Raw genomic sequence first — 17705 nt, 5'->3', positions numbered from 1 at the left:
ATGTCTCAGTCTTTTTTTGTATAATTCTGTCCTGTTTGTGCATAAATATTTATTTTTATTAATTAATTTAATAAAAAACCGTTGACTTGCGCGAGTATAGAACGTATACTTATGAAAAGAAAATGTAAGAAGTAAAAATGGAAAGAAAAGAAGTGATCAGTTTGAAGGTTTCTATTATAGGAGTTACTGGGTACAGTGGGTTGGAACTCCTTCGTTATCTGAAGCACCATCCCTTTGTGGAAGTTGTTTCTATTCATAGTCACTCTATGAATAAAAAATCATTAGAACAACATTATCCGCATGTAAAACAACTTACAGCACTACCTTTAGAAGCAGTTGATCCCAGCAAAATAATGGCTGTAAGTGAATTAGTCTTATTAGCGACTCCTTCAGGTATTTCAAAGGAGTTAGCTCTTCCTTTTATTGAAGCTGATTTTCCAGTGATCGATTTGTCAGGTGATTTTCGATTAAAAACAGAGGGCACATATGAAACTTGGTATGGAAAAAAAGCAGCTCCGTTAGAGGCTATTCATAAATTTGATTATGGACTTGCTGAATATAGACAGGAACCTAAGTCAAAATGGATCGCGAATCCAGGTTGTTATGCAACCGCGGCTGAATTATCTCTTGCTCCCTTGTTAAAGAATCACTTGATCGTGCTAGATTCAATTGTAGTTGACGCAAAATCAGGCATTTCAGGTGCAGGCAAAGGCTTGTCTCAGGCGACTCATTTTCCTGAAAGCCACGATAATATGTCATTGTACAAAATGAACAGTCACCAGCATATTCCGGAAATTATACAGCAATTAAACGCGTGGTCACCTGAATTAGAGGCAATTCAATTTTCGACCTCACTGATACCAGTTACAAGAGGTATCTTTTTGACCGCATATGCTAAAGTAGTTCAACCGATTTCTGACGAGAAACTAGTTGAGTTGTACCAAGAGGAATATAAACAAGCACCGTTTATCCGAATTCAAGAGGTTGGAAGCTATCCAGTGCTCAAGCAAGTGATCGGGTCTAATTACTGTGATATCGGTTTGGCTTATAATCCTAAAACGAAAATGATCACGATCGTTACGGTCATCGATAATCTGGGTAAAGGAGCTGCTGGACAGGCAGTTCAAAATTTGAATATTTTCGCTGGGTTCGATGAACAATGCGGTTTGGATATTTTACCTATCTATCCATAAAAGAAATACGAAGTACATAAAAAAGGAGCGACCACAATGAAGAAGGTTATTGTTATTAAGATGGGCGGAGTAGCAAGTGATAACTTGACGAAAACTTTTTTTATTCAAGTAGAACAATGGCAAAAAAACGGGAATAAAATTGTGATTGTTCATGGCGGCGGCCATTATATTTCAGAGATGATGCAGCGGTTAGGCGTTCCAGTCAACATTCAAAACGGCTTAAGGGTCACGACAGAGGAAACGCTAAAAATCACTCAAATGGTCTTGATCGGGCAAGTTCAGCCAATGATCACGACGCATTTTCAACAAGAAGGATTTTCTGTCGTAGGATTGAATGCTTCCTGCGGGCAAATTATTACGGGAAGCTATTTGAATCAAAAAAATTTAGGAGCAGTTGGTGAGGTTGAACAGGTCGATACAGAGTTGCTGGAGCATTTACTTGAACGAGACCATATTCCGATCATTGCACCACTTGGACTAACTAAAACAGGAGATTGGCTCAATATCAATGCGGACCAAGTAGCTTGTAAGGTTGCAGAAGAGCTACAGGCTGAAAAACTTTATTTACTGACGGATGTTCCAGGTGTCAAAAAAGAAAATCAATGGCTAGATGAACTTACTATCAAAGAAATCAACGATTTAAAGAAAACAAACGTCATTAAAGGTGGTATGTTACCTAAGATCGAAAGTGCAGTAACTGCGATCCGCGGTGGCGTAAAAGAAGTTCACATTACGAATCAGCTGCACGTTTCAGGTACGAAGATTCAAGAGACGGAGGTCTATGCATGAGCTATTTATTTCCAAACTATCAAAGAAAAAAGATTCAATGGGTCAAAGGAATAAATAATACACTGATCGATCAAGATGGAAAAAGTTATCTGGATTTTACTAGTGGAATCGGTGTAATGAATTTAGGATATGGTGATTCGAACTTAAATGAAGTATTGAGTGATCAGGCAGCAAATTTATGGCACGCACCTAACTTGTACGAAAGTAAATTCCAAGAAGAAACAGCTGAAAAGCTTGCTAATGGAAGAGACTATGTCGCTTATTTTTGCAATAGTGGTGCTGAAGCGAATGAAGCAGCGATAAAACTTGCAAGAAAAGCGACGGGACGCAGTAAAATCATCAGCTTTGTCAATTCATTTCATGGAAGAACCTATGGCGCAATGAGTGCAACAGGACAAGAAAGTATTCATCAGGGGTTCCAGCCTTTAGTACCTGATTTCGAATACTTGCCGTTCAATGATTTGGATTCTTTAAAACAAAAGATCGATAAACAAACGGCGGCGGTCATTCTTGAGTTGATCCAAGGAGAAGGCGGCGTGATTCCAGCTAAACAGGAGTGGGTCAAACAGATAAAACAGCTTTGTCGAACGACTGGGACTCTATTGATCATAGATGAGATCCAAACGGGGATCGGTCGAACAGGAAGTCTGTATGCCTATGAGCAATATGAGATCGAACCAGATATTTTCACGTTGGCAAAAGGATTAGGAAATGGTATTCCTGTAGGAGCAATGCTTGGGAAAAAATCATTCGCACAAGCTTTTGGTCCGGGAAGTCATGGATCTACGTTTGGCGGCAATAACTTAGCCATGCGTGTCGCAAGTGAAGTGCTCGAACGAATCAACCAGCCGGATTTTTTATTAGAGGTTCAAAGAAAAGGGAATCTCTTGATGAAGGGGTTGAATCAACTGGCGCTTAAAACAACGCTGATCAAAGATGTTCGCGGAAAAGGGATGATGGCGGGGATCGAGCTAACTGATGCAGATGTACTTGCCAGTGTAATGGAGCAGTTAAAAGAAGAAGGTTTGATCACATTAAAAGCAGGGCAAGCAGTTCTTAGATTGTTGCCCCCGCTAACGATTTCTGACGAAGAGTTAAATAGAGGAGTAGAACTATTAGAAAAAGTGTTATGTAAGGAGCAGAAAAATGATTAATTCAATATATGGAAAGAGCATTTTAGATTTGACCGAGCTGACAAAATCAGAATTTTTATCGATCATTGAACTAGCAATTGCCATTAAAAAGAAACCAGAAGATTACAAAAGTGCGTTATCAGGAAAAATTTTGGCGATGATCTTTGAGAAAAACAGTACACGGACAAGAGTCTCGTTCGAGGCTGGAATCATCCAACTAGGAGGACAAGCAATCGTTCTAGATTCAAAAAATACTCAAATGGGACGAGGAGAGCCAGTCAAAGACACAGCAAAAGTCATGTCTGGTTATGTTGATGCGATCATGATTCGGACTTATTCGGATCAAATGGTCGCAGAGTTAGCGGAAGAAGCAACGATTCCTGTTATCAATGGTCTAACGGACAACCATCATCCGTGTCAGATTTTAGCAGACTTTCAGACGATCTATGAGCTGAAAGGAAAACTTGAAGGAATTAAATTAGCGTATGTTGGTGACGGGAACAATATGGCCCATTCATTTTTGATTGGTGGAAGCCTTGTCGGAATGGATGTTTCTATAGCTGCACCAAAAGGTTATGAACCTAAATCAGAGTTTATCGAGATTGCCTTAGAAAACGCAAAAGAAAGCGGTAGTAAAATCGATATCACGAATGATCCTGCATCAGCAGTGAAAGATGCTGATATTTTGATTACGGATGTATGGGCAAGCATGGGTGATGAAGGGGAGCAAGCGGAAAGAGCAGAAGCTTTTAAATCATTCCAAATCAATAATCGTCTAGCAGTCTTGGCTAAAAAGGATTATAATTTCTTGCATTGTCTACCTGCACATAGGGGAGAAGAAGTGACCACTGATATTATAGACGGAGCTCATTCTGCGATTTATCAGGAAGCTGAAAATCGTCTACATGCACAAAAAGCATTGATGTTGAAAGTGATGAAGGAATAAATAAGGATCAGACAAAAGTTGTTTCTGATTTCATCATTTATAAAGTTTTAGAGTGTGAAGCAAAACTGTTTTTTAGTTTTGTACGGCACTCTTTTTTTGCAAAATTGCCGAAGTAGCTGATTTTCTGTTGGTACATATCAATTTATCTATGAGATTCTTCAAAAATAAAGGGAGGATTCGTTGGTTTTTGGTACTGCTAATATAGATAATCTAAGGTAGCAGATCGAAATGAATGACATTTTTTGACTGGCTTACTGGATAATCATCAGAGTTTTTCCATCAAATTAAAGGAAATCTTTAATTTATCAGTGAAAATATCAAGTTTTGTTTGTAGTTTTGCTTACTTTTTAGTAGAATGAAGCTGTATGAATAGAAGAAAAGTGAGGTGTAGATAAATGGGTTTTACAGATGAAACTGTACGTTTTGATTTTGATGACAGTCGCAAGAAAGAAGTAAGTGAGACTCTAGCAACTGTGTACAAGGCTTTAGAAGAGAAAGGATATAATCCAATCAATCAGATTGTGGGCTATTTGCTTTCAGGAGACCCGGCCTACATTCCTCGTTATCAGGACGCTCGAAATTTGATTCGTCGTCACGAACGGGATGAAATCATGGAAGAGCTGGTTAAATTTTACTTATCTAATCATGGTATCACACTTCGATGAGAGTAATGGGACTGGATGTCGGTTCTAGAACCGTCGGTGTTGCTGTCAGTGATTTATTAGGCTGGACAGCCCAAGGTGTAGAAATCATTCGAATCAACGAAGAACAGGGAGAATTTGGCTTTGACCGATTAGCAGAGCTAGTGAAGGAATACGAAGTGACCCGTTTTGTCGTTGGCCTGCCAAAAAACATGAATAATTCGATTGGGCCAAGAGCAGAAGCGTCAATGGCTTATGGCAAAAAAATCGAAGAGCTGTTTGAACTCCCAGTTAGCTATCAGGATGAACGCCTGACTACTGTTCAGGCAGAACGGATGTTGATCGAACAGGCGAATACATCAAGAGCTAAGAGAAAGAAAGTTATCGATAAAGTAGCTGCAGTCATGATTTTACAAAATTATTTAGACAGCGCTGGCAATAAAATTTAAATGGCTTATAGTTTCACGAATATAAGCAAAAAGGAGAGCAAAGCAAATGGCAGAAGAGCATAACCATAACCACGATCATGATCACGAGGGACACGAACATATCACTTTAGTTGATGAACAAGGGAATGAAACCTTATATGAAATCTTGCTAACAGTTGATGGGCAAGAAGAATTCGGTAAAAATTACGTACTTCTTTATCCAGCAGGAGTTCCTGAAGAGGAAGATGTAGAATTACAAGCTTATGCCTACATCGAAAATAGCGAAGGAACAGAAGGCGAATTACAACAAATCGAAACAGATGCTGAGTGGGATATGATCGAAGAGGTCTTCAATACATTCATGGCTGAAGAAGAAGAATAGAATTTAAGAAATAGCTGAATCCTCATATATGAGGATTCAGTTTTTTTATGAATATCAGTATCAAAGTGTTTAATGATGTTCAGTGATTGCCTATGCTATATTTCTTCTTACAAATTACCAAATGACAAGAGAGGCAATACTATGAAATATGATCATCATAATTTTATCTTATTATAAAAAATGAAGATAAATATAGTATAAATAAAAGATAATTTAAAACAATATGTTGAAAACGTTTGCTTTTTTATGCTAAAATAAAAACAGGAATGTAACCTTTTGGGCATAACCTAAACTACTCATATCTATGGGCTAGTTTAGGTTTTTTTGTTTAAAAAGCAAGAAAGGAGTTTTTACGATTTACTAGAATGTTGAACAAAACATGAAGGAGGAAGGGATTTGAAGAAATTTAGAAGAACGATTAGTTGGGTTGGCTTGTTGCTTGCAGTAATCACATTGGGAGGGTGTACTCAGTCAGCTAAAACAGAAAAGACAAATACTGATAAAAATGAGGAGACATCTGTTGTTCGGGAAACAGCCTTTGGGAAGGTGAAAGGGTATGAAGAGAAAGAAGCGCTTGTATGGTTAGGCGTCCCATACGGCGGTGAAACCGCAAAAGAAGCGCGCTGGAAAGCACCAACAGATCCACAGCCTTGGGAAGGCGCACGTGATGCAACAAAGGCCGGAAGTGTTGCTTTACAAACGAGTGCAGATGGTATCGTAGGTTCAGAAGATGGCTTAAATCTGGATATCTACCGTCCTAATAATGATAAGAAAGACTTACCGGTTCTTGTTTATATCCATGGTGGGAATAATCAAACGGGGACAGCGGAAGAAATCTCCGGCGTTTCTTTTGTGACTGGGCATGATGCGATTGTCGTTTCCGTCAATTATCGTTTAGGTCCACTTGGATTTAATCCACTGCCAGCTTTAAAAAATGGAACAAAAGAAGAGAATTCCGGAAATTACACATTGCTGGATTTAAGTAAGTCGTTAGATTGGGTAAAGCAAAATATTGAAAATTTCGGTGGAGATCAAAATAATATCACAGTCAGTGGCTTTTCTGCTGGCGGGCGTGATGTGATGGCTATGCTGATTTCACCAATATTTGAAGGGAAATTCGATAAAGCGATCTCATTTAGCGGAGGAATGACTATTGCCGATGAAAAAAGAAGTCAAGAAGTCTATGCGCAGGCAATTGCTCCATTGGTTGTAGAAGATGGTCTAAAAGAAAATGAAACTCAAGCAAAAGACTGGCTATTGAGCACAGATCAAGAGGTAAAGGATTATCTGTATGCACTTGATGGAGATCGATTAGTTGGACTGATGAGCAATGCAGGGATTCGGATGAGTGTGTTCCCTCATTTATTTAATGATGGATATGTGCTTCCAAAAGAAGGGTTTGACACAGAAGACTATCATTCTGTTCCTCTGATGATGCTGACTGGAGAGCAGGAATTCTCCTTATTTGGGCGCTTTGATCCGTATTTTTCTCAATATTTAGAAGGCGGAAAAATTGATACTGATCCTGAAATTGCGAATCAATATGCGTTTATTAATAACTATGGCGGACAACTATACAGCTTGTTCAATGTTCAAGAGTCTGCAGAAAAAATGAATCAGCATTATCAAGCGGCTATCTATGGCATGGAAATCGAATTCGGTGCAGATAAAGCTGTAGTAGGAGAAGAAATGGCTAAACTTGGTGCATTCCATGGTGTCTTTGTCCCGTTGCTTGATACGGAAAGTAAAAATTATGCAGGCTTAGTTGGAGCAGGTTATGATAGTGAAGGAGCGAAGGATTTAAGCAAAGTATTCCAGAATTATTTATTTGAGTTTATTAAAAACGGTGATCCAAATGGTTCGGATCTGCCGAAGTGGGAAGAATGGCAAGCTGGATCGAAAGACAATCTCTTATTTGTAAATGCGGACAAAAAACAAGCATCAGCAAAAATGGGGCATAAAACCTATGATTATGAAAAAGTTTTGGAAGCAATCGATCAGGATACAACAGTGTCAGAGAATCAAAAGCAAGAGTTGTTGAGCAAAGTAATGAATGGCCGCTGGTTTAGCAAACGGCTGGATGAAAAGTATGAGCAGCTTTCTGATTTTGATAAAGAATAGAAAGATTTGCTGTCGGTATAAATATAAGACTGAGAAATGTTAAAAATAATCTCGATACCATACGGTAAAAAAGTGACTTATCATTTTTAGCGGGTTTAGGCTAAATTTGATGAGTCACTTTATTCGTATAAACATTTGCGAATCAAAGAGCCTGTTTTTCATTTTGATAGAACATGGAAAGTATCAATCCGATAGCAATAAAATTCGCTAGATAAGCAGTTCCTCCCTGGCTGATAAAAGGCAACGGAATACCAGTCAAAGGCAATAATCCAATATTTGAACCGATATTTTCTAGGATATGAAACAAAAAATACATGATGATCCCAGTCGTGATATAAGCATAAAATTCTCGTTTAGCTGCTAAAGTACAGATCAGCATTTGATATATGAGATAGAAGAAAAGTAAGAGCAGGAAGCAACTTCCGATAAATCCATAGGCTTCAGCGATAACGGTAAAGATCATATCGGATTCCCGAACTGGGACGTAGACTTGTAAATTGGTCAGTCCTTTTCCCGCTAATTCTCCTGACCCAATCGCGCTCAACCCTCTAGCTTGCTGAAAAGCGATCGAATCCGCATAAGCAAATGGATCCAGCCAAGCGTGAATACGGTCGAATTGATAAGGCTTAAAGTGTAAATAGGCAAGTATTTTTTGCCCTTGCTCCGTTAAAACCAACAAGATCGCACTGATGCCGATCAAACTCAAACCGCCAAAAAGAGGAACCAAAAGTTTCCAAGAGCAGCTTGAAACAAGTAGAATACCAAATAAAATCGATAGAAAAACTAAACTAGTCCCAAAATCTTTTTGATAAAACATCAGTCCAAAAATAGGGATGCTCACAAGTAATAGTTTTCCTAAAAGTGACAGCTCCTCTTTTAGCGAAGAGAATGTCTTACCATATTTTGTCACGAGATAAGCCAGCATCAGAATATAGCCCAATTTTGCAAACTCAGAAGGCTGAAAAGCAAGCGGACCAAGGCGAATCCAGCGTTTGGTTCCGGTAGCAACAGCCATCACAGGATCATGGAATTTTACTAACAAGCCCATCAAAATCAGGGAACAAAGATAAAGATAAGGAGCAGCTTTCCATAAAATTTTGATTGGAATCAGCATCGTCAAAAACATAGTGATGATTCCTAAGAGTGTCCACAACAGCTGTTTTATTAGCAATGGAGTGACAGCAGTGATCGTAGGATCAGCTTTGAAAGCACCGTATTGTGCGACAAAGCCAACTAAGATCAGTAGCAAAACTGGGAGTAAAAGACCGTAATTGATCAGCTCATTCGATCTGTTCCGAATTCGTTTCATTGGCTTTCACCTCGTGATCGTTGTTTTTCTCTCAGCTCGCTTGCGCGAACATTCAACGCAACACCGAGAACAAGGCTCAAGATCAATAGACTAGATCCGCCATAGCTGATAAATGGAAAGGTCAGTCCAGTCATCGGGATATAGCCCAAAAGACTGCCGACATTGACAGAAACCTGCAAGAGCAATAAGACACCGCAGCCAATGTACAGGTAAGAATAATAAAGACGATTCGTTTTTATCCCTAATAAAAGCAAGCGAGCGACCATAAAGAAGACCAAAAATAGAATGCCCAAAGAAAAAATCAAGCCAAGTTCCTCTATACATATCGCAAAAATAAAATCTGTATCAGGCTCAGGTAAAAAGCCTTTTTTCTGAATACTGTTTCCTAAACCTAAGCCCCAAAATCCGCCATTATGGATCGCATAATAGGCATTGGATGTTTGAAAGCCTTTGCCCATAGGATCGATAAAAGGATTTTGCATGACTTCAAAACGTGTCACTAAGTAACTGAATTTTTGCGGCAGCCACTCTGTGGGCAAAGATAATAAGAGCATTGTTCCCAATTTTTTTGCGATGACGAACCCGATCAAAGCAAATGACATAAACCACGGTGACAGTCCGCTGGTTAAAAATAAAATCAATACTAGAATAAAAATCATGGAAGCACCAGCGATGTTTGGCTGTAAAGCAACGAAAAACATCAAGCTGATCGAAACGATTATCGGCTGTCTGTACTGTTTGAAAGAGAAAGGCGTGACGGTTTCTGTTTTTGATAATGCAAGAGCCAGATAAAGCACTAAAATAAATGGGACCAACTCTGAAGGCTGAAACAAAAGAATTCCTAAATTGAGCCAACGTTTGGCACCGCCAACGCTTGTTCCGATGACTGGTAATAGAATTAAGGAAAGAAATGTCAGGCCAAGCAACATGTGAATAATCGTAGGCTTTCTCAAAACAGCTAAATTGATCCGATAGACGATAGCTAAACAAACCAGACTGAAAATAAAATAAGAGGTCTGCTTGAATGCTTTATGTGCCGGACTTGATTGGCTATCAAGCAATTGATAAGAACTAGCGCTATATACCATTAAAATGCCGATCACACACAAAATAAGATAAGGGAGAAGGAGGTAAAAATCTAGATAAACTATTTTGGAAGGCTTCCGCAGCGTCTTCATTCATCTGCTCCGTCAGTTAAAAAGTCATTTATCGCCTGTGCATTTTGCTTCTCATCGATTTCTAAAACACTGCCTGCCTCCGTATAATCGTTAAATGCCCAGCTCCCTTCAACTGGAACAGATAAGGTTTGAAGAGGTTTTACTTTCCCACCTAAAAAGTCTTTGGCTAAATCGATCAGAAGTTCGGCTGGAATATTCGTGTCTAGATAACCAACGGCTTCTCCAGCAATTTGAGGCAGCTGTAAAAGTGGGACCGCGTTTGTAGCTTGTTTTGCTAAAGCGTCCATGACTTGCTGCTGTCTTCTGATACGACCAAAGTCTCCTTCGCCATCCATGCGGAATCTGGCGTACTGCAATAAAGTATTCCCATCCATTGTTTGATTGCCTTTTTTTATATCGACGTTATCTAAGTTCAGCTCTTTTTCTGCATCGATTTGGACACCTTTGGGGTAAAGATCATCGATCAAACGAATAAAATGGTTAAAATCAACGGCTATATAATAATTGATGGGCAGATCAAAGGAGCTATTCAAGACTTGTTTAGTCAGCTCAGCTCCACCGTAAGCGTAGGCAGCATTGATTTTTTCTGCTCCATGTCCAGGTATTTGAACGTAAGAATCCCGCATGATCGACAGCAGCTTTGGTTGTTTGGCTTCACTATTATAATGCGCCACCATCAACGTATCTGCCCGTCCACCGTCTTCGTCATCTTCGCGTCCGTCATCACCGATCAATAGAATCGTGATTTCTTTTAAATTTGTTTGTGCATCTGCAGAAAAAGTCAAATTCTTTCGTTTAGTGATGTGTGTTTGGGCTGTTTTTTTACCATGATGAAAGCCGATGACTGCATAACAGCCAAGAGCGGTAAAAATCAAAACAGTGATAAGACTAATACAAATCAAACTCTTTTTTACTAGATTCATTGTTATTCCTCGCTAATCATTTTATTGATCATCAAATAAATTGCGGCGCTAGGAATCGACATATACGTCGGGATGACCGTTTTCTTGCTGACTAGGTTGTTTAGACCGAGCTGATTTTTCACCTCCAAACAGTTCACTGATCCAAAACAAAAAACTTCGCTGAAAAAGACTCAGCGAAGGGGATTGATTCCAGCATAAAAAAGGGTCATCATTCTCATCGTTGAGTTTTAGCACTATGAAACGTAAAAAGCATTGCTTTTAGCTACTTTGTGAAAAGCCTTAATTCGACAATTCCTGTCCTACCCATGCCTGTCTTTCGACATTTTTGAGCAGTAGCCTGTGTTTTCATAGGAGCCTCACCTAACAAGTTATTTAGATCGCCACAACTATAATCAATTCAATAACGGAAGTCAATCGTTCAAAAGTTAATTTTTTCCTAAGTAAAAAGAAAGGTTGAAAGAATATCGTTTCCGAGATCGGTCGAGAATACGTTTAGATCAAGCTATTTCATAAAAGAACTAAGAAAAAATTGATTTAAGTATCTTTACTAATAGAAAATCAAGAACCTCTTTTCTTTAGATTTTTTTAATAAAAATAACAGCTAGAATCATTTGTTTAAGAGAAGCTTTAAATTTTATGTCGCATCCAACTTGAAAACAGAGTAAGATAGAATAGTGGAAGAATGCGCTTGCATTTTTAGAAATGGAGGAAGGTAAATGAGCTATAGAATAATACAGCAAGAAAATTGGATACTCGTTGAAAATGATCAAGGAGCAGCCTTAGGTTATGCAGCAGATTCGGGAGTAACATTGATTGAGCAGGATGGATTCGCTTTTAAAGATTTGAATAAAAATGGCTGTTTGGATCCATATGAAGACTGGCGCTTGCCAATCGAAGAGAGAATCGAAGATTTAGTCACACGATTAAGTGTGGAAGAAATGGCTGGCTTGATGTTGTATAGTCGCCATCAAACAGTATCAAGAAGTGACAATCATTTTGTGCAGATGTTTTCCGGTACATATGGGGGGAAGGCGCTCGCAGACTATGACGGACCGATTTCTGAATTGACGGACCAGCAAAAGGAATTTTTAACGAAGGATCACATCCGCCATGTACTTTTGACGAGGGTAGAATCACCAAAAGCAGCCGCACAATGGACGAATAAAATTCAGGCGATGGCCGAAAGCTTGGACTCGGGCATCCCAGTGAATATCAGCTCAGATCCGCGTCACAGCACAAGTGCAGACACAGAATTCAATGCCGGAGCAGGCGGAGAGATTTCTATGTGGCCGGAGCAGTTAGGGTTAGCAGCAGCTTTTGATCCTGAGCTGGTGAAACAATTTGGAGAAATCGCTAGTCAAGAATATCGGGCATTAGGAATTACGACCGCTTTGTCACCGCAGATTGATTTAGCCACTGAACCACGCTGGATGCGTTTTTCGGGTACCTTTGGTGAAGGGGTAAAATTAGTCACTGCTTTAGCTCAAGCTTATTGTGATGGTTTTCAAACAACGAAAGAAGCAAACGGTTGGGGCAAGGAAAGTGTGAATGCGATGGTCAAACATTGGCCGGGGGGCGGCAGTGGTGAGGCTGGACGAGATGGCCACTATGGTTATGGAAAATATGCAGTTTATCCTGGAAATAATTTTAACGAGCATCTAAAACCATTTCTAGAAGGAGCATTTGATTTACAGGAAGGGACAAAGAAAGCGGCAGCAGTCATGCCGTACTATACGATATCTTATGATCAAGATCAGAAACATGGAGAAAATGTTGGAAACGGTTTTAGCCAATTTATCCTAAATGATCTATTACGAAAGAAATATCATTATGATGGCGTTGTTTGTACAGACTGGTCGATCACAGCTGATCCAGTACAAATCGATCAATTTCTTGGCGGAAAAAGCTGGGGAGTAGAGGAGCTGACTGTGGAGCAACGTCATTACAAAGCACTTTTGGCAGGCGTTGATCAGTTTGGAGGAAATAATGAAATTGCCCCCGTTTTGGCTGCTTTTGAATTGGGCGCTAAAGAATATGGGACACAAGCAATGAAAGAAAGGTTCCACGTTTCGGCTCGCAGATTGTTGAAGAATCTGTTTCAAACAGGTTTATTTGAAAATCCATATCTAATATCAGAAAAATCTGAAGAAATCGTTGGGCAGCCACAATTTATGGAAGCAGGATTTAAAGCACAGCAAAAATCTTTAGTACTGCTAAAAAATAAGCACAGGCTATTGCCTTTAGAAAAGACGGCTAAATTGTATATTCCTAAGCAGCACATTGGTGCTTCAAAGGATTGGTTTGGTCATCCGCAACCTGCATTTGAAAAAGATCCTGTCAATCGAAGCCTCGTCGAGAAATATTTTCAAGTTGTGGATTCGCCTGAACAAGCAGATGCGATTTGGCTATTTTTAGAGTCGCCTAAAACATATGGCTATTCGAATGAAGATCGTGGCAATGGCTATCTACCGATCAGTTTGCAATACAAGCCATACACTGCACACTTTGCCCGAAAAAAAAGTCTTGCTGGCGGTGATCGTTCTTACCATGGAAAGAAAAATACGGCAAGTAATGGGCAGGATATCGAAACACTGCAACGATTAAAGGAACAACATCCTAATGTACCGATCATTGTGAGCTTGACATTGAAAAACCCAACGATCGTTGCAGAATTCGAGCCGTATGTCGATGCGATTATTGTCGATTTTGGTGTACAAACACAAGCGATACTTAGTGTTTTAAGCGGCGCTTTCACTCCTTCTGGGCTGTTGCCGTTCCAAATGCCGGCAGATATGGAAACAGTTGAAAAACAACAAGAAGATGTTCCGCTTGATATGAAGTGTTACTCAGATGAGTTTGGTCATACGTACGATTTTGGGTTTGGTATGGATTTCGACGAACCGATCGTTGATGAGAGAAGAAAACTTTATGAATAGTTAAGGCGATGTATCAAGATTTGAGGGCTGAAAATCAGTTTATTGATTCGTTCTATAATGTTGATCAAAAAAGAGTCTTACGCAAACATGATTTACACATTGCGTAGGACTCTCTTTTTATTTATTTTGCCGCGATTTTTTTCGCTTTTTCGGTATTCGCAAAATGGAGTTTTGCGTATTTGCTCAGTAAGTCGATACCGCCTTTTTTTAAGACTTTTGCAGCAATCTGATCGGCAGTGCTACCTGCGCCGGATGGAACCTTCAAGCCTAATTCTTGTGATTCTTTTTCTAATTCATCTAAAAAAGCTGCTCGGCTAATGATCGAAGCAGCAGCGACTGCCACATGATATTGCTCACCTTTGGTTATAAAATAAAGCTTTTCACGTACCTGATTTTTTTCTGAGCGTACATATTTTTTATAATTACTTTCAGGAGTAAACTGATCGATCAAAATGGCCTCGGGTTTAACAGGTGCGATGTCATCCAATAATAAGTGGATAGCTTGGTTATGCAGTGCAACTTTCATATGGACTGCGTTATATTTTGGCTGGATCTGATTGTATTTTTCCGGTTCAACGATCAGCAATCTGAATGGGATCAATTCTTTGATCACTGCTGCAAGCTGCCTAATTTGCGGATCAGTCAACTCCTTGGAATCTCTGACTCCGAGTGCTTTTAATTTTGCCACCATTGTTTTTTCTACATAAGCAGCACAAACTGTTACTGGACCAAAGTAACTGCCGTTACCAACTTCATCGCTGCCTAAAACAGAAAGCTGACTGAAATTATCTGGCAGTGCTGTAGAAGTTGTCGTTTTAGCTTTAGAGGTGGAAGCAGTTTTGTTCGAACTAGGTGCGCCCCACTTTGCAGCGATCTTTTCCGCTTCTAGCCCTTGAAAAACAACTTTTCCTGAGGTGTAGGCAGTGATCGTTGTCGTCCCTGATTTTGCCACGAATTCTGTATACGGAATCTGTTTATTTAAGAGTGAGCGCTCATAAAAAGACTTCATTTTTTTGATGGTATCTTTGGATACTTTGATAACTTGAGTTTGAGACATTAGACGGCTCCTTTCGCGAGTTCTTTTCTATAGTAAAACAAAAAGCTGGAAAAGTGAAGCGTATTTCCTGTTCAAATGAAGCAAATAGATGATGAGAAACGGCTTCATAATCACCTTCATTTGAGTTTTCAGAAACTCTATGATATAATACTTTACAAGTAATGATACTAGTCGGAGTGAGCGGATTTCTGCTCACTCTTTTTAATGGAGTAAGGCAGGAAAAGTACGGCTGTTTTACTTCTACGCTAGTCCTCATTCTATAATTCCTGAAGGAGGCGAAAATTTTGAGTAGTGTTGTGGAAACTGTTACCGAGTTAGTCACACCAATCTTAGAAAAACAAAATTTTGAACTTGTAGAAGTAGAGTTTGTCAAGGAAGGAAAGAACTGGTTTCTCCGTGTCTTTATTGATAAAACCGGCGGCATTGATATTGAGGAATGTGCCTTTGTCAGTGAACAACTCAGCGAAAAACTTGATGCTATGGATCCTGACCCGATACCACAAGCGTACTTTTTGGAAGTCTCTTCTCCGGGAGCTGAACGTCCGTTGAAAAAAGAAAGCGATTATGAACAAGCCGTTGGCCAATATATCCATATCTCTCTTTATCAAGCAGTTGAGGGAGAAAAGCAATTTGAAGGAACGTTAAAATCTTTAGACAAAGAACAATTGGTCTTGACGGTCAAAATCAAAACAAGAGTCAAAGAGTATACATTTGAACGGAAAAACATTGCCAAAGCTCGTTTAGCAATCCAGTTTTAACCCAGACATTCGTAGAGCAAAACAATCTAGTTTTTGCTTATTACGGAAAGGTGTTTTCCGAAAGAAAAGCCATTCCGTTTATCTTTCATTTAAACAAGTAGGAGGAAATGACAACAAAATGAGCAAAGAAATGTTGAATGCATTGGATGCATTAGAAGCTGAAAAAGGTATTTCTAAGGATATCGTGATTGATGCGCTGGAAGCAGCATTAGTTTCCGCATATAAAAGACATTATGGACAGGCCCAAAACGTTGAAGTAGAATTCGATGGCAAAAAAGGCAATATCCATGTATATGCAGTAAAAGAAGTCACTGAAGAAGTGATGGATTCCCAATTGGAAGTCTCATTAAAAGAAGCGATGGAAGTCAATAAGGCGTATGAGCTGGGCGATAAAATTCGTTTTGAAGTGACACCAAAAGACTTTGGCCGGATTGCGGCACAAACGGCGAAGCAAGTTATTTTACAACGTGTAAGAGAAGCTGAAAGAAACATTATTTACAATGAATTCAGTGCATACGAAAATGATATCATGCAAGGAATCGTTGAAAGACAAGACCGCCGTTATATCTATGTAAACTTAGGAAAAATCGAAGCTGTCTTATCAAAACAAGACCAAATGCCAAATGAATTTTATCAACCGCATGATCGAATCAAAGTGTATGTATCACGTGTTGAAAATACATCTAAAGGTCCTCAGGTTTTTGTTAGCCGCAGTCATCCAGATTTATTGAAGCGATTGTTTGAACAAGAAATTCCGGAAGTGTATGATGGAATTGTAGAAATCGTCAGCATTGCTCGTGAAGCAGGAGACCGCTCAAAAGTCTCTGTTCGTTCAACAGATCCAAATATCGATCCTGTTGGTACGTGTGTAGGTCCTAAAGGCCAACGTGTTCAAGCGATCGTGAATGAATTAAAAGGTGAAAATATGGATATCGTAGAATGGAATGAAGATCCAGCGATCTTCATCAGCAATGCGTTGAATCCAGCACAAGTTGTCGATGTTATTTTTGATCCTACCAATAACAAAGCTTGTACAGTTGTTGTACCAGATTATCAATTGTCACTTGCTATCGGTAAAAGAGGTCAAAATGCACGTTTAGCAGCTAAATTGACAGGCTTCAAAATCGATATTAAACCAGAATCAGAAATGGAAGAATTCTACGCTCAACAAGAAACACAAGAAGATGCCACAGAAGAAGTTTTTGATGAAGCGATCATAGAGTCTGATTTAACAGCTGATGAATATGAAGAAATTGCGTTTGAAGAAAAAACAATAGAAGACGAAGAACAAGTCTAACGATTTGGAGGGAACAAAATGAAAAAAAGAAAAGTCCCGATGCGTAAATCTGTTGTCTCAGGCGAGATGAAACCCAAAAAAGAATTAGTCCGAATCACTCGTTCTAAAGAAGGTGTCGTATCGATCGATCCTTCTGGAAAAATGCCGGGCCGAGGTGCGTACGTCGCTCTTGAACCAAAAGAAGTTCAAGATGCATGGGATAAGCACATTTTAGATCGTGTTCTGGAAACAACGTTGACTGACGAATTCTATCAAGAATTGTTAGATTATGTGGAACATCAAAAAGCCCGTAAAGAGTTGTTCGGAAATGGATAAAGAAAAGATTTTAAATTTATTAGGTTTGGCTATGAGAGCTGGAAAACTAGTGACTGGTGAAGAGTTGACTTTAGCAGATATTCGCAGCAATAAGGCGAAATTTGTTTTTGTTGCGGCAGATGCTAGTGAAAATACAAGAAAGAAAATCAAGGACAAATGTTCTTATTATAAGGTTCCGACAGACGAGTCGTTTACCCAATCAGAAATCAGTCATGCAATTGGCAGAACGCGCATGATTATTGGGATTAATGATCAGGGCTTTGCGACAAAGTTCCAGGAATTAATCAAAGGTTAGGAAG

The 17705-nt window shown here is 39.3% G+C and carries 17 protein-coding genes and 1 riboswitch; of the genes, 13 read left to right on the top strand and 4 right to left on the bottom strand.

The annotated features are described in order from the left end of the window. The first annotated feature begins 161 nt into the window (after positions 1–161). From argC to A5889_RS03500, 8 genes are all read left to right on the top strand, one after another. Positions 162–1193, top strand: a complete 1032-nt coding sequence (gene argC, locus A5889_RS03535) for an N-acetyl-gamma-glutamyl-phosphate reductase (RefSeq protein ID WP_087641566.1) — start codon at positions 162–164, stop codon at positions 1191–1193. Positions 1194–1229: 36 nt separating this feature from the next. Continuing rightward, a complete protein-coding gene (argB, locus tag A5889_RS03530) occupies positions 1230–1982 on the top strand; it encodes an acetylglutamate kinase (RefSeq protein ID WP_087641438.1) in 753 nt (250 codons plus the stop codon). After that, on the top strand, positions 1979–3136 hold the full coding sequence (locus tag A5889_RS03525; RefSeq protein WP_087641439.1) for an acetylornithine transaminase: 1158 nt from the start codon (positions 1979–1981) through the stop codon (positions 3134–3136). Before argB ends, A5889_RS03525 begins: the two co-directional genes overlap by 4 nt. Continuing rightward, a complete protein-coding gene (argF, locus tag A5889_RS03520; protein ID WP_087641440.1) occupies positions 3129–4061 on the top strand; it encodes an ornithine carbamoyltransferase in 933 nt (310 codons plus the stop codon). The genes A5889_RS03525 and argF overlap by 8 nt, the downstream gene beginning before the upstream one ends. Before the next feature lie 395 nt (positions 4062–4456). Beyond that, positions 4457–4726 (top strand): IreB family regulatory phosphoprotein, encoded by a 270-nt coding sequence (locus tag A5889_RS03515; protein ID WP_069662009.1) that lies wholly within the window; start codon positions 4457–4459, stop codon positions 4724–4726. After that, positions 4723–5151 (top strand): Holliday junction resolvase RuvX, encoded by a 429-nt coding sequence (gene ruvX, locus A5889_RS03510; protein WP_087641441.1) that lies wholly within the window; start codon positions 4723–4725, stop codon positions 5149–5151. The genes A5889_RS03515 and ruvX overlap by 4 nt, the downstream gene beginning before the upstream one ends. Positions 5152–5197: 46 nt before the next feature. Then, entirely contained in the window at positions 5198–5512 is a 315-nt protein-coding gene (locus A5889_RS03505) for a DUF1292 domain-containing protein (RefSeq protein ID WP_087641442.1), read from the top strand. Positions 5513–5908: 396 nt separating this feature from the next. Next, the gene (locus A5889_RS03500) at positions 5909–7633 is read left to right on the top strand and encodes a carboxylesterase family protein (protein ID WP_242585620.1); all 1725 of its coding nucleotides are present in this window, start codon (positions 5909–5911) and stop codon (positions 7631–7633) included. Between the two features lie 142 nt (positions 7634–7775). Here A5889_RS03500 and A5889_RS03495 read toward each other — a convergent pair whose 3' ends face one another. From A5889_RS03495 to A5889_RS03485, 3 genes are read right to left on the bottom strand one after another with little or no spacing between them, the layout of a single operon-like run. Then, complete coding sequence (locus A5889_RS03495) at positions 7776–8942, bottom strand: FtsW/RodA/SpoVE family cell cycle protein (protein ID WP_087641443.1); 1167 nt, start codon at positions 8940–8942, stop codon at positions 7776–7778. Beyond that, positions 8939–10120 carry an FtsW/RodA/SpoVE family cell cycle protein gene (locus A5889_RS03490; RefSeq protein WP_087641444.1) on the bottom strand — a complete coding sequence of 394 codons (1182 nt, stop codon included), beginning with the start codon at positions 10118–10120 and terminating at the stop codon, positions 8939–8941. The genes A5889_RS03495 and A5889_RS03490 overlap by 4 nt, the downstream gene beginning before the upstream one ends. Beyond that, the gene (locus A5889_RS03485) at positions 10117–11043 is read right to left on the bottom strand and encodes an LCP family protein (protein WP_087641445.1); all 927 of its coding nucleotides are present in this window, start codon (positions 11041–11043) and stop codon (positions 10117–10119) included. Before A5889_RS03485 ends, A5889_RS03490 begins: the two co-directional genes overlap by 4 nt. 205 nt (positions 11044–11248) lie before the next feature. After that, positions 11249–11418: riboswitch (M-box (ykoK) riboswitch) on the bottom strand. 341 nt (positions 11419–11759) lie between these two features. Here A5889_RS03485 and A5889_RS03480 point away from each other — a divergent pair. Then, entirely contained in the window at positions 11760–13979 is a 2220-nt protein-coding gene (locus A5889_RS03480) for a glycoside hydrolase family 3 protein (RefSeq protein WP_087641446.1), read from the top strand. Positions 13980–14100: 121 nt separating this feature from the next. Here the strand turns inward: A5889_RS03480 and rnhC are convergent, their stop codons facing one another. Beyond that, positions 14101–15036, bottom strand: coding sequence for a ribonuclease HIII (rnhC, locus tag A5889_RS03475; RefSeq protein ID WP_087641447.1), 936 nt, complete (start codon positions 15034–15036; stop codon positions 14101–14103). 284 nt (positions 15037–15320) lie between these two features. On the opposite strand from rnhC, the gene rimP reads away from it, so the two are divergent. The 4 genes from rimP to A5889_RS03455 all read left to right on the top strand — a co-directional run bounded on the left by rimP (position 15321) and on the right by A5889_RS03455 (position 17701). Beyond that, the gene (rimP, locus tag A5889_RS03470; RefSeq protein WP_087641448.1) at positions 15321–15794 is read left to right on the top strand and encodes a ribosome maturation factor RimP; all 474 of its coding nucleotides are present in this window, start codon (positions 15321–15323) and stop codon (positions 15792–15794) included. A 118-nt stretch (positions 15795–15912) separates the two neighbouring features. Beyond that, positions 15913–17091, top strand: a complete 1179-nt coding sequence (gene nusA / locus A5889_RS03465) for a transcription termination factor NusA (protein ID WP_087641449.1) — start codon at positions 15913–15915, stop codon at positions 17089–17091. 18 nt (positions 17092–17109) lie between these two features. Then, complete coding sequence (gene rnpM, locus A5889_RS03460) at positions 17110–17406, top strand: RNase P modulator RnpM (protein ID WP_087641450.1); 297 nt, start codon at positions 17110–17112, stop codon at positions 17404–17406. Further along, positions 17399–17701, top strand: coding sequence for a L7Ae/L30e/S12e/Gadd45 family ribosomal protein (locus A5889_RS03455; protein ID WP_087641451.1), 303 nt, complete (start codon positions 17399–17401; stop codon positions 17699–17701). The genes rnpM and A5889_RS03455 overlap by 8 nt, the downstream gene beginning before the upstream one ends. The last annotated feature ends 4 nt before the right edge of the window (positions 17702–17705 follow it).

It is taken from the genome of Enterococcus sp. 9D6_DIV0238, from assembly GCF_002174455.2.
Taxonomy (GTDB): domain Bacteria; phylum Bacillota; class Bacilli; order Lactobacillales; family Enterococcaceae; genus Enterococcus_L; species Enterococcus_L dunnyi.
Note: the sequence above shows the minus strand (reverse complement) of the source record. Positions and strands in the feature narration are given on the sequence as shown.